Annotated in this window: 12 protein-coding genes and 1 pseudogene; 8 read left to right on the top strand and 5 right to left on the bottom strand. The window is 57.1% G+C overall.

The window, feature by feature from the left end; all coding sequences use genetic code 11:
- Window positions 1-98: 98 nt before the first annotated feature.
- Window positions 99-1,007 (top strand): LysR family transcriptional regulator, encoded by a 909-nt coding sequence (locus RGR602_RS31940; protein WP_040115945.1) that lies wholly within the window; start codon window positions 99-101, stop codon window positions 1,005-1,007.
- Window positions 1,008-1,344: 337 nt separating this feature from the next.
- Entirely contained in the window at window positions 1,345-1,611 is a 267-nt protein-coding gene (locus RGR602_RS31935) for a hypothetical protein (protein WP_052451860.1), read from the top strand.
- Between the two features lie 580 nt (window positions 1,612-2,191).
- Here the strand turns inward: RGR602_RS31935 and RGR602_RS31930 are convergent.
- Both RGR602_RS31930 and RGR602_RS31925 read right to left on the bottom strand, forming a co-directional pair.
- Window positions 2,192-2,824, bottom strand: coding sequence for a glutathione S-transferase family protein (locus RGR602_RS31930; protein ID WP_082046743.1), 633 nt, complete (start codon window positions 2,822-2,824; stop codon window positions 2,192-2,194).
- Window positions 2,825-3,549: 725 nt separating this feature from the next.
- A complete protein-coding gene (locus tag RGR602_RS31925; RefSeq protein ID WP_040116667.1) occupies window positions 3,550-4,137 on the bottom strand; it encodes a TetR/AcrR family transcriptional regulator in 588 nt (195 codons plus the stop codon).
- 170 nt (window positions 4,138-4,307) lie between these two features.
- Between RGR602_RS31925 and RGR602_RS31920 the strand changes: the two genes are divergently transcribed.
- Complete coding sequence (locus tag RGR602_RS31920) at window positions 4,308-4,706, top strand: RidA family protein (protein ID WP_040115944.1); 399 nt, start codon at window positions 4,308-4,310, stop codon at window positions 4,704-4,706.
- Between the two features lie 103 nt (window positions 4,707-4,809).
- Window positions 4,810-5,142, top strand: a complete 333-nt coding sequence (locus RGR602_RS31915; protein ID WP_040115943.1) for a hypothetical protein — start codon at window positions 4,810-4,812, stop codon at window positions 5,140-5,142.
- 556 nt (window positions 5,143-5,698) lie between these two features.
- On the opposite strand, the gene RGR602_RS35075 is transcribed toward RGR602_RS31915, so the two are convergent.
- Window positions 5,699-6,334, bottom strand: a complete 636-nt coding sequence (locus RGR602_RS35075) for an eCIS core domain-containing protein (RefSeq protein WP_052451858.1) — start codon at window positions 6,332-6,334, stop codon at window positions 5,699-5,701.
- Window positions 6,335-7,600: 1,266 nt separating this feature from the next.
- Between RGR602_RS35075 and RGR602_RS31905 the strand changes: the two genes are divergently transcribed.
- Together RGR602_RS31905 and RGR602_RS39010 are read left to right on the top strand one after the other, a co-directional pair.
- Window positions 7,601-8,686 (top strand): acyltransferase family protein, encoded by a 1,086-nt coding sequence (locus RGR602_RS31905; protein ID WP_052451857.1) that lies wholly within the window; start codon window positions 7,601-7,603, stop codon window positions 8,684-8,686.
- 342 nt (window positions 8,687-9,028) lie between these two features.
- A pseudogene (locus tag RGR602_RS39010) lies at window positions 9,029-9,263 on the top strand (hypothetical protein); the annotation flags it as partial.
- 718 nt (window positions 9,264-9,981) lie between these two features.
- On the opposite strand, the gene RGR602_RS31895 reads toward RGR602_RS39010, so the two are convergent.
- Entirely contained in the window at window positions 9,982-10,941 is a 960-nt protein-coding gene (locus RGR602_RS31895) for a LysR family transcriptional regulator (protein WP_040115941.1), read from the bottom strand.
- Between the two features lie 108 nt (window positions 10,942-11,049).
- On the opposite strand from RGR602_RS31895, the gene RGR602_RS31890 reads away from it, so the two are divergent.
- On the top strand, window positions 11,050-11,595 hold the full coding sequence (locus RGR602_RS31890; protein WP_082046742.1) for a YybH family protein: 546 nt from the start codon (window positions 11,050-11,052) through the stop codon (window positions 11,593-11,595).
- Between the two features lie 185 nt (window positions 11,596-11,780).
- Window positions 11,781-11,969 carry a hypothetical protein gene (locus RGR602_RS31885; RefSeq protein WP_040115940.1) on the top strand — a complete coding sequence of 63 codons (189 nt, stop codon included), beginning with the start codon at window positions 11,781-11,783 and terminating at the stop codon, window positions 11,967-11,969.
- A gap of 311 nt (window positions 11,970-12,280) precedes the next feature.
- On the opposite strand, the gene RGR602_RS31880 is transcribed toward RGR602_RS31885, so the two are convergent.
- Window positions 12,281-12,538 carry a YMGG-like glycine zipper-containing protein gene (locus RGR602_RS31880; protein WP_022718096.1) on the bottom strand — a complete coding sequence of 86 codons (258 nt, stop codon included), beginning with the start codon at window positions 12,536-12,538 and terminating at the stop codon, window positions 12,281-12,283.
- Window positions 12,539-13,113: the final 575 nt, after the last annotated feature.

Raw genomic sequence — 13,113 nt, 5'->3', positions numbered from 1 at the left:
CTCCTCTAATGTCGATGGGGAGAGCCTAACCGAGGAAATTGCCGGGAAAAATCCCGATCTCCTTTCAGGATTTTAAAGCATGGGTTAATAATCGACACATGAGCTTGCGATCGGATCCATTCTTTGGCCTCCCAGCTTTCCTTGCGGCGGCGGCGGCCGGCAGCTTCACCGCAGCGGCCGCCCGACTGGGTGTGTCGCCAGCTGCCGTAAGCCAGGCGGTGAAGTCCCTCGAAGAAAAGCTTGGGACGCCTTTGTTCATCCGCACGACACGTCGCGTCGGCCTGACGGAAGCCGGCGCGGCTCTGCTGGCGCGCACCGCTCCTGCGGCCGCCGAAATCATCGCCGCTGTCGAGGACGCCGCCTCGGTGCACGAACCGTCGGGATTGTTGCGCCTCACAGTGCCGCGCATGGCGGTGCCATTGGTTATGGAGCCTGTCGTTCCCGCGTTGAGGCGCGAGTATCCGAGGATCGCAGTCGAGGTGGCGGTCGAGGATGCGACAGTCGACCTGTCCGCACGCAGTTTCGATGCCGGCATCCGCATCGGCGAGTATGTCGAGCGTGACATGGTCGCGGTGCGTCTTTCCCGGGACATTACCTGGGCGGTCGTGGCGAGCCCCGCATATCTCGCCGCTCGCGGCCGACCGGAGGCACCACAGGACCTGGCGGGCCATGAGGCAATTCGGTATCGCTTTCCGAATTCGGGCGCGCTCTACAGGTGGGAGTTCGAACGCGACGGCCGGAGCTTCTCCGTGGACCCGCCGGGTAGCCTGATCGTCAACGACGGTGCGCTGCTCGTCTCCTGGGCACGGGCCGGCCTTGGCCTCGCCTATGTCGCCGATATCGCCGTAGACGCGGAATTGCGCGCCGGCCAGCTTGTTCGTGTGCTTGAGCAGTTCCTGCCGACGACGCCTGGTCTTTTCCTTTACTTTCCGCAGCGCACTCAAGCCCAACCGAAGCTGCGCGCCTTCATCGATCTGGCAAGACAGGTCTTGCGACCAGTTCGCTAAACCCGTTTGCCACGGTCAGCCCAGAGACGTCATACGGGCGTCGATGTTAACCCGCGCTCGATGTTGAGAAACTGCCCGGAGCATGCGCCGAATACCGGGGAACTTTTCCTTCTCGTGCGCGTTGTCGATTGCACGGTTTTTTCAGCTTCCTCCAGTCGCTGAAGTCGACGTGCGCCCTAGTGCAGTGGGATTATCCCTTGGGCACTAGACTGATGGCTTGGGCTCGCCTTCGACCCCTCTCTAGACGAGCCCTTGTCGCAATAACATCGTGAGATACCTTACCCCGCTTTTGGCGGGGTTTCTGTTGGCTTCTTAGGGAGTATTGAGGAAACCAACCATGACCAGAGACCATTTCTCTGCCCGTGAAATGCCCTTACAGAACGACGATGTTGAAATCTGCAAGAGAATCTTCGATCGCATCTGTACTACCCATCACATAACGGGCGACGCTGAGCGCGACCAACTCGCAAGCCAGATCATCTATTTCTATCAGCACGGTGTCACCAACGAACAAAGCCTGGATCGGCTAATGGCCAGCATCGCCGGCGATGAGAACATTGACGTGACCGCGATTCAGCTCACCGAAAAACAGAGACCAAAGTGATAATTCGAATAAGCCCGCAATATTACGCCAGACGCGACCAAGATGGCAGCTGGTCAATCGGCGATATGGGGACGCGCACCCGTCACTGTCATTGCCGAAACGCTGCCGCTCGAACGCCTTGATGGAGCCACGACAATGGAGATTGTCGATGCCTGAGAAAGAGGCATTTTCCTTCTCGGCGGCACCTGCGCTGAAGATGTGCTACCGTACTAATCCTTTTTAGCTAGTTTGCCCCCGAGCTGACTTTTGGCATCATTTTTTCACAGGGACACAAAGACCGTGATTCCAAGTGCAGCGGGGATTGAGATGAGCTCCCGCGGCACGAGGTGCGACAGGGCTCGCCATTTTTGAACCTTTTGGACGAGCCCTCGTCGTATTCTTCAAGTCACGGCAGCGGTGACCGGATTTCACCTCCTTGCCTGCGCCCCCTCAATCGAACATCACCGAGAATAGACGACGCGACCGTTGGTTACCTCAGATCGGCAAGCCGGCTGCGCAAGAAGGTTCGCAGTTTCTCGGTGCGTGCTTCGGGTAGCAGGCAGGCATCGCCTGTCACGGAGCGCACTTCCGAAGATCTCGATCAGGCAACAGGTTGGAGGTTTGCGAGGGCTTCGGCGATGCGCTGCGGCGCCTTGGGGCGCGCGTACATCCGCTCAAGATAGGCTTTGAGATTTGGACAGCCGTCAACCAGCCCATTTTCATTGCCCCAATCGACAACATAGGCGGTGACGCAATCAGCGATGGTAATTTTATCGCCGACGATGAACTCACGCCCATCCATGTGACGCTCAAGTATTGCCGCCATCGCCATAAACTCCTCTCTGGCGAGAGCTATGTCTTGCGGCAGTCGTTTGTCTTCGGGGTATATAAAGGCGTGCTTGGCGATCCGCCACAGCGGCTGTTCAAGTTCGGTGACCGCAAACATAGACCAGCGGTACGCCCGCGCCCGTTCCCTTAAGTCGGCGGGCATGAGCTCTTTGGCGTCATACTTTTCTGCTAAATACATGACGATCGCGGCGGATTCTGTAAGTACAAGGTCACCGTCAACCAGCACCGGGAGTTTTCCGGCGGGATTGAGGCGCAGGAAGTCGGGGCGACGGTTTTCGCCAGCCAGGAGGTTGACGGGAACAAACTCGAATTCCGCGTCGAGCTCTTGAAGGGCCCAAAGTGCGCGAAGCGAGCGCGTCGGACCTAATCCATATAGTTTCATCATCTTGATTTCCTCCAGTTTCAAACAGACAGCGTCACGGCGTTGACAAGTGCGTAGGGGGCGGGAAGCAGAACGTTTCGGCCACTTAAGCTGTCAGAGCGGAGGCCCCGAGTGACCGATGTGGTTTTTCTGGACATTTCCAAGTTGGAACTGCACGCCAGTCCTCGGCCGATCGCTGGAACGCTGTAATGGCCCGCGACAGTCAGCATGTTCATTCTCCTCCCATCATTGAATTCGTCGTCGCATTCAAAGGACGTTGGAGGAGGATCCGATCCGACAGCGGGTCACAAAAAAGTCATCCGTGCTGCTTTCACGATATCGAAGGGGCGCAGGCGGCAAGGAACTCCTTTCACCGAGGCAATTCGCCACCTTACTTATTATGCCAACCGGCGCAGATTAGGTTCCTTGGCGGCTTGATCGTGATTTCTCGGCGAAGGGGTCACGCTCCGACGTCACAGTCCGCTCGACAATCCCGCACCTGCCCTGTCCTTCCCATCCTTGGCTTCTGCGGGCAGGGCAGGTGTTGCGGTTGCATTGAAGCAAAAATGTAACGAAGACATTGCGCATTTCCTGCTGCCGTGCGGTTGCGTGATCGCGGTTCATGCGCTTGCGGGGCGTGGAGAGCACCCGACGCCAAGGGTCGAGCGACTGGCGGGAGGGCGCTACGAGGGACTTTCTTTGTCGGGGCCGGCGCACGATCGCGGCGCGTGGCAGGGTGGATGAGATCATCAATTTGCAAGCAGACCCGTGGCCAGGTAACGGAAGGCCTGGGCGGCCTTCGGGAAGACATCCTTCGGATCTTCGCTGGCCGCAATCCAGAGAGCCGCATTGAGCGCGGCGCCATTCAGAAGCCGGGCGGCCGCCTCTGCATCCACTGGCTTCAAGATCCCTTGCGCGATCAGCCGCTTTACCGTCTGCTTTGTCGCCTGCAAGCAGTTGCTCTGACTAGGCCATTGCGATGGATCTCCGAGGACCGCTGGCCCGTCGAGCAGAACGATCCGCTGCACTTCGGGATCGAGCGCCATTTCGATATAGGCCGTACCCTCAGTAAGCAGCCCTTCCCAGGCGTTTTCCGCTCGACCGCCGATCTCCTGCGCTCGCGAGGCCATTTCAGCGTCTATCTGGTTGACGACGGCAGCCAAAAGGCCACGCTTGTCCCCGAAGTTGTGATAAAGCGCTCCCCGAGTGAGGCCGACCTCGGCGGTCAACTCGTCCATGGAGGCGCCAGCATAGCCTTTTTCGGCAAATGCCTTTCGCGCAGCAGCAACCAGCTTTGCGCGGGTCTCTTCCATCATCTCGACGCGTCGCTTTATCATCATCATGACTCCCGCTTTTCGCATACGTGACGTATATGTATTGACATACGAGGCGTATGTTTGATAGTTGACATACGTGGCGTATATCAATGATGCGAAAGCCTGTGAAGCTCCCCAAGCAGCGTTTTGCTCATCAAGTGCCACCCACCAAGATGAAGAGAGATCGACACATGACGCAACGTGACGCAATTTTTCCCGCCGATAGGCATGCACTTTACCAAGCACACGGCTATTCAGCCGCGATCCGCTCCGGCGACCTCCTCTTCGTCTCCGGGCAGGTCGGCAGTCGTTCCGATGGGACTCCCGAACCTGATTTCGGGCGTCAGGTCGAACTGGCCTTCGACAACCTGAGGGCAACACTGAAAGCGGCAAGCTGCACCTTCGACGATATTATCGATGTAACCACGTTCCACACAGATCCCGAAAACCAGTTCGAGACCATCATGGCCGTCAAGAACCAGATCTTCAGCAGTCCGCCTTATCCCAACTGGACGGCAATCGGTGTGAACTGGCTCTCCGGTTTTGATTTCGAAATCAAGGTTATCGCTCGCATCCCTGAAGCGGTATAGGCTACTTCCCCAGACCGGTTACTAAGCCTTACCGGGCGCAGCAGGGTAGCCGGGTCGCTCGCGGCGGTGTTTGACGGTTTAAGCCGAGCAGATGCCGCCCCGCATGCAGCTGCGCATTGCAAGAGCAGCCGTCATGTCCACCTATGGGCTCGCGCTTTCTGCCCTCTCGCGCGAACTGAACCGGTCGAGAACATCCGACAATACATGCGCTCCCAATCGGCGACCAAATCCCGTCTTCGACATTTTGGCGGCGATGATCGGCACCGCTTGCGGGATCGAGCGGAGACAATTCGCACAACCACAGCTTTCACCTGCTTCGACCCTCACCGGTGATTTGTTTGAAGGAACCGCCTCTTGCTTCACTGAAGATGCCACCTGGGTGGCATGTCTGGACGTTCATCACCACATGACCGGCGATGTGAAACCTGATTGGTAGCCTTCGACCTATTGAATTCTCCTTTCGACGACACATATGGGGTCTACCACCCAAATGTGATGGCATCCTGCAGCGATCTTGTCGCGCGTTTGAAGCTGTCCGGGTCGGCGAAGGGCGCTCCCCGAAAGGGTCGAGCGCCCTTCGGATTTGCGAGGTTCGGACATGTGGGAACGGACCGGCGAAGGATTGCATTGTTGAATATGCAGCTCGGACCTAGTCCTTGGGAAACAATGAACCATACGGCCACTCCACTTACGGCCAGTCTTGAACCATAGGCGCTTCAACGCGTGTCAAGCCATTGCAGATCGTCATCGCTAATCGTGTATTTCGATTGAGTAATGCGTCGAAACAAGTCCGCGTACATCCGAAGCGATGGCGGACAAATCGCGCGTCGCGCAGCTAGGCGGCGACAAGCCGCCGTGCAGTGGCTCGGATGGGTGAGCGCAAGGCATCGGCCGAGGCGCCGGTATACCGACGCCCTATCCTACAACCGACCGCATTCGGCCCGAGGCTGTACGGCTTGAGGTACAGTGGGCGTCGGCTGAATGACGTTGGGCTAACGGGTCTGTGGCGCTGTCCTCTGCTGGATCGAATTGAATCGGTCAGTGGCGGCGTATGCCTCGTCCTCAACAGATTTCCAGTCGCTCAAATACCGTATGAAAAAACTACGCGTTCCCCAGTCCCGAAACTGCTGAACATGCTTAAGCTCGTGAACCCATAGCCCAAGATCGTTTGCTCCAACTTCATCTTTGAAAATTACGGTGTCGATCAATGTCACCGCGTCTGCATCGCCATATCGCATGGCCAGGTCTGCGAGGTTCAGGGGGGCGCTACCACCAATTTTGAAAGCCACCATGTCATAGATCTGCTCGTCATAAAAGTTTCCGAGCGCTTGACGAAGCGCCGGCGGCATTGGCATCACACCACTGGAACGGGCACTATTTCGCGATGCGATGATCCATTGCTCCAATGCCGCAGCTGCGGTCAAGACTTGTGCTTGCGAGCGAACGCGATTCAGTTCCTTTCCAATATCCCCGATCTCCCAGCCGAAGCGGCCGAAGATACTTGGCACGTCGCTTTGTGCTTTGCCCGCTTCTCGTTGGACGTTGCGCAGAAACTGTTCGGAATGGCCGATGTCGCCCCACGCGACAGCAAACGATACAGTGAGGAACAAAATCGTCATTGTCATCATGACGCAGGTTCTCGTGAATTTGGCCACCGACAACAGCTCGGCACAATACCACAAGACGCTAATTTTTGCACTTGTGCACTAGATCTCGCCGGTTCGCCAATTCCTGCTCGAACGCTCGCGCCGGTCGTTGAAGGTTCGCATTCGGTAGTACCCCGGCTGCGGGGCTGCCCCAGCATGGTCTTTGTCGCCCATCGTGGCTGGAGGATCGACACCCCCAGGGCCCAGCGGGATTTGACAGTGCGATACGTCGCCCATCTCGCCAGCGATTAGGTCGAATGCGTGTCAACCAGTCCCAGGTGAGACTCTATCGACAAGCTTTCGCGCGGGGCGAATGCCCCTCGGCATCTTTCCTTTTCCCCTGGTCGCCGAATAGGGCACGATCGAGGGTGCTATCCAACCTTTTGTAGAAACGAACGAATAGCGATATCTAAGCGCGGTGTGACAATAGGAAGGCGACGGATATAGTCGGGATGGAGAGCCTGCACACCCTCAACCCGATCAAGCAACAGCGTGTTGCCATGTCGTGGGCTCGATCATGCTCGTCCCCAGGCCGACTTCGACTGCGGTTGTCTCCTGACGGCTGCACATATCCTTGATCAATCGATCGAGTGCCGCCCGACCTATTTTCGCTTAAGTTGATACCCGAATTTATGAGGCAGGTCAGCGCCGAGTAGTCACTTTAGACGAGTTATAAGAAAGTCTTGGATTCGCTACCATTCTCTTTCCTGCTTGCAGAGTGCCGAATGTGTGGTGTGACAAGTTGAAACTTGGCTTGAGAAGAAGGACTATCACGCTGATTGCTGTCGTTGCGGCGCTCTCTAGTTTTCTTCTGCCGCTTTCAGGACGGCACCGGTCGGTGCATGAACGAGGCTCTGTCAGTCCGATCTCAATCTCTTTGGCAGCTCACTCAAAACACCCGGCTGACTGTAGTCGACATACTTCACTGGCGGGGGACGCCGACGCTGGAAAACAATGTTCCGGCAATGCTTCTGAAAAATTCCCTCCAGCGCGTCAATCATTTCAAGGCCTTGGGGCTTTCGCGGGAGCCCGTTTTACAAGAGAGCCCACCCAACGAACAAAACGGCTGACTATGATATCGAACGGCCTTTCGGCTTCGCATTGGCCATTTGAGGCGCAGATAACCAGCCTCTTCATTCACGAACCTCTTCAAAACGGCAGGAAGTTGGCGAACGCTACGCCAGCTGAGCTGGCAGATCGACGAGTGAAGGCTATCGACGAACAGCGACTTTCGGAAGGAGGGGGACAATGAGCAATGCGAGGTTCAGCGCACCAGGTGACATGATCTACCCGGTTCAATATCTCAGAGCGTTTGCCGCAACGTCGGTTGCCGTCTATCACATTGGTTTCATCTTCGGGTGGCAGTGGCGGCCGCTCGCGGCTGGTGTCGATTTGTTTTTCGTCGTCAGCGGCTTCATTATGTGGTCGGTGACCGCCGGGAAACATGTGAGGCCAGCCGAGTTTCTTTCGCATCGCATTATCAAGATCGTCCCGCTCTACTGGCTCTTCACCATAATATTTGCGGTTGGGGCGAGTTTGTCGCCGGGGTCATTTGATGAGGCGTCCCCGACTGTTTCTGAGCTTGCGAAATCGCTGCTGTTTATTCCTTATTCCGCCCGGAACGGAGCTGATGGACCAGCACTTGCGGTGGGGTGGACGCTCAACATAGAAATGTACTTCTATCTCATTTTCGCGTATGGGTTGGCGCTAAAGGAGAGGCATCGCTTAACCTATCTCACGGTGACCCTGGGAACTTTGATGTTCGCACGATTTCTCTCCAGCGAAGTCGCCTCTCTAAGAGTGGTCGCCTCGCCATTGCTGTTGGAGTTTTTCGCGGGCATATTCATCGCCGTCTGGTACCTCTCCGGCAGGGCTCTTCCAAAAAACGCGGACATGCTTTTTATTGGATTGGGCGTGGCAGGTATCGGGCTTTCGTTCTGGGTGGGACCGCCCGTGGGCGGATCTCGAAGAGTCTTAATGTGGGGATTACCCGCAGCACTCCTGTTGGTTGGCGCACTTTCTTGCGAGCGCAACCGAAGACAACGGAAGGTCGAGTTTCTTCGTTACATCGGCGATGCTTCCTATGCGCTCTACCTCTCGCATGTGATCACCATTGCTTACTGTGGGTACATCTTTGACAAAATCGGGTTTGAGCCTAAGGACGCGTCGCTTAGCCAGCAGCTGAGCGTTTTCGCCGTCGTCTTCGTTGCCTGCATCGCCGTTGGGCTGGCATGTTACTACGCGCTCGACAATCCATCCCACCAATGGATGAAGCAGCGGTTGCGGCGTTATTGGGCACGCCCGACCACCAACGCGCGCCCTCTTCGACAATGAAGCCCTGTGTGCTCGATCGTCGCGTCCACTCTCTGCCAATCCAGCCGAATGGGCCAAAATCTCGACCCGTCCGCCGGTGTCATCATGGAGCCGACCAGCCTGAAGAGCTTCTCTCAATCAGCTGGCTTCGATATTAGATCAACGGGGGGCGGACCCGCGGGATCGTCCATAGCTCTCGAAGTCGTTCACCAGCACCGCGACCCGAAAGCCGTGACCGCCATTGAGAATGCGGTCGGTTTTTTGTCCCGCCGGGCAGTCGGACATGGCTTTGCCCTCCTTGGCCCTCCGCTTCGCCAGCCTTTGCTTTCGAACCCTCGGTTCTCGAAGATCAAACAGGGCCACCTGGACGTCGTGGTCGGCATCAGGGGCAACTACTTCTTCAATCCATCTCACGGGATGGGGGCTCGTCGGTGGAGGACGTTGACTGGGTGTGGCCTTGGGGGTCGGCTACAAATTCAAAGATGCCATCTCGGCAGTCGCGGACTACCGTGCGCTGGGCGTGAACTACGAAAACGATGGAATCGTCTTCGACGTCGTCGAACACGGTCCGAGTCTGGGCATAGAATTCCGCTTATAAGCTACACCGGGGTTTCCGCTACAAGAATTGGACACTTCGAACGAGCTGAATGATGCACGCTAGAACTTTGTCATGGTGCGCTTATCGACGCCTTAGGCGCAATCGATAGGACCGCGTTACCCTCACCCGGCTCGTTCCTGCCATGCCCCCACAAGGAAAGAGCGATAGAGCCCGCAACGAACAGAATGGATATGACCGAGAGCCGGTCCTTCCGGAGAATGACATCAACAACGCTCGTAGAATGAATGTCTGTCATGTCCTGCCCCTTTGCCCGTATCCCTTCTATGGCGTGAAAGTTGGACGGTCAGCTGCGCATAATGAACACACCAAACGCCCTCGGACCACATTAGGTCAGTTAGCATGGACTAAAAAGCTATCCCTTCTGGTTCGTTCTTGGTTGCCTTTCGGTTCCGTTTGGTAAGCCTTTTTGTTGACCCTATCGGTTCCCTAGCACTCCCTGAACGGCCAAGAGCAAAGACCTCCGAACCTCAACGAAGGCTTTATTCCGATACCACGATCAGAGTCTAAAGGCCTGGATTCATGGGTGGTAGAAGAGGTGTTTGGAAAGTGTGAGAAATCAATGATTTGCAGAAAGTCCGGCAATTTTCCAACCAACGAAACTACTATACTTTTCGTTTGGATGTGCAGACGTTAAGGCCGTCTTTTAGTCTTGCGAGGTCTCGAACCTTGCGGCATTGGAATTTGTCGAGGTGGATGCCTATCCTGCTTCGATGCGGACGGCTGCCCCTTTTCCAAGGATCCCGAAAAGCCACGCCAGGCCGGTGTCCATCATCGCGACTTTGGGCGCGACAGCATTGAGCCGGAAGCGCGGGAGTGGCAGAGGAGCTTCGACAGTGACGACTCCGAAGTGTGCCGCATGGATTGCGACAAACCGCCTTGGCAGTGCAGAGATCAGGTCGGTCTCGGCAATGGCAGCGAGCGCGAACATAAAATTTGGAACCGTCAGTGCAACGCGCCGTGAATAGCCTTGCTTCGCCAAAGCTTCATCGACGAAGCCATGAGGATCGCCGGTGAGTGAGACCACCAGATGCTGCATCTCGCAATATCGCTCCGGAGTAGGATCAACTGCGAACGGGTGTCCGGCGCGCATTGCGACGACAAAATCCTCCTCGTAGAGGCCGCGTGAATGAAAGCGCGCTGGGATGTGATCAGAGGGGACGACTGCGATGTCCATCGCGCGATCCTCCAGATCAGTGAAGGCGTTGCGCCATGCGCGCTCGGGGGACGTTTCTCCCGGAACGGGAAGCAGTTGACGCACGCCGAGGTCGATACTGGGTGCGGTACGCCGCAGCTCGTCGAGAAGCGGGGGCAGGAACACCGCCGAGACGCCGTCGGGAGCGCCGATCGTGAACCGGCGCGCGGAGCTCGCGGGATCGAACGGTTCCGCTGTCGAAATGACGCTCCTTACCCGGGCGAGGAGCTCTGCGATTGGCGCCGAAAGCTCCACCGCGCGCGCCGTCGGCACGACACCCTTGGGCGTTTTAAGAAATAGCGGGTCGTTCAGAAGCCGGCGCAGTCGGCCTAGTCCGTGGCTGACCGCCGAAGGCGAGAGCTTCAGCCGATCGGCGGCCCGACCGACATGCCGTTCGTCCAGCACGACCTCGAAGAGGACGAGAAGGTTGAGGTCTGTGCGCGATAGGTCAACCAGTTTCAGCATGTCGGTGAAATAATATCATTAGATTCAGGATCCTTGAAGTGCTCTCCTGAGTGGGCGAGGCGGCATACGGTTGCCCCGCACTGGTGGAAACGGACTGGAGTGAACCGCATGTCAGCCACGCGACGTCCCATTCTCGACGCAAAAGGCATCGGCCCCGCATTCTCGCAAATCGCCCTGAGCGCTTCCCTCGACGGTGGTGAAGAGTGCGGTCCCGGTGAGGCGATCGCAGAGCTTATCCGACAATCCGCGGAAGCGAACGCCGCGCTCATGCGCGGCGACATCGACGGATATCGTGCGTTAAACCCTCACACCGACGACTACGTGCTGATGTCTCCATTCGGCGGCATACCCACGCGCGGTTCGCAGATGACCGATGAGCGCTGGGAGGCAGTCGGCCGCTTCTTCAGGAACGGCACGTTCGAGCAGGAAGTGGTCGAAACCTACTGTTCAGTCGACATGGCGGTTCTGGTGATCATAGAACGATGCCATGTCGAGGTCGGCGGCCTGCCATCCCAGGCTTGGCCGCTGCGTGTTACGTTGGTCTACCGCCGCGAAGGCGTCGAATGGCGGCTGGCACATCGACATGCCGATCCTCTTGTTAACGGCGTCAGCCTCAAACAGGCAGCCGCGCTTGCGCGCGGCGAAGCGCCATAACGATCCACCCTATAGCTCAGATGCTGGCTTTTCGCCCCGGATCTGTCGGGCAAGGCGGTCATCACGGCTTATTCCTCCGGGGCCGCTCTTAGCGTGCAGTCGCATAAGATAGCCAAGGGGGCGCGGTGGAACGAAGTCAGAATTTATCCGTTGAGCTTGCGGCAGCAAGACGCGGAGGAAACACAATGGGTATCGAGCAAGCCCCGACAGAAAAGGGTAGGCAAGCCGCACGCGGACTGAGAAAAAGCGCCGCAAAAGAGGAAAAGAAAGTCGAAGCCCAAAAGGGTTCTGACCTTGCGAAGGGGGCGGAACGTTTTGAGGAACGCTCGAAAAGCTCCGACGGCAAGAGTGCAGGGAAAAAACAGCGCCTCTGAGCAGAGCGGCGTTTTCGGTCATCAGCATGACCCGATAGAAATGGCGCATGGCGTCTCTTTGCGAACGCAGGCTTTAGCCTGCGCCCGCATGGTGCGGGAAAACCGGTTTCTCGGGTGCTGCATTGGCTAAAAGGCGAGCGAAAGCTGTGGCTGCTTTGCCGGCTCGCTGTCCCTGAGGGAGCAGGCCGGATCATACCGAAGACCACTTTCCTTGCCCGACATCGAGGGCCGGGAGTGTCACGCCGAGTGGAAAACCGTCCCCTCATTAAAAAAAGGAGACGGCTATTTCTAGTTTCTTGGCGGTGTCCGCTTTAACGGCAACGGGCCTCATAGCGCCGACCATAGCGATCACGATAGATGCAGTAGCCACGATGCTCCGTCGAGCGTCCGATCAAAGCGCCGACCAGTCCGCCTGCCACAGCACCAACAGCGGCACCGCCCCAACTATTGGTGACGACACCACCGATGATGGCGCCGGATCCGGCGCCGATCGCGGTGCCTTGTTCGGTCGCTGTACAGGATGCCAAGGTACCTACCAATGCACTGGCAAGAACGATTTTTTTCATCATTTTGGTTGCTTCCTAAATTCAATTTTTCGAACGACAGAAAGCAGATAGCCCGAGCATCCATGGAAGTCCAGAATCCATGACCGAGCCAAAGATGCCGGCGTCCCTGGGAAAAAAAGGGGCCTTCCCAGCGGCGGACCGGGAAAGCCCTTGACCTTTCGCGCGGCTTACCGAATCCGTGCGCGTCAGGCCGCCAACAACATGGATCAAGCTTGCCGCAAAGAACATTGGACCGAAGCCTGAAAGTGGCTGGACTTTGGTCTTAGTTTATCATTCAATTTCGATCAGAATGGAGCGCAGTGCGCGTTGCGGCCCCCCATAATTGTCTCCCTATTGGGGGGTGGTTTGGCCGAGGGGAAATTCCTAATGTCATCGCTGCGTTACGGACGCAGGAAAAAGATCCGACGGACTACCCCGAACACGTATGCCGCATTCTTGAGGCGGCCGGATTTCGGTAGACTACCATCCAGTCGCACGATGAAAACGTATCGAGCGGCGATTTCGACGCAATGTGCGTGCTCCTGAAAGTGGGCCCCTTCGAAAGCTCATTCACGAGAACCCCGGCCTGCGAGTGGCGG

This window comes from Rhizobium gallicum bv. gallicum R602sp, assembly GCF_000816845.1.
Taxonomy (GTDB): domain Bacteria; phylum Pseudomonadota; class Alphaproteobacteria; order Rhizobiales; family Rhizobiaceae; genus Rhizobium; species Rhizobium gallicum.
This window is presented reverse-complemented; position numbering and strand designations above follow the sequence as displayed.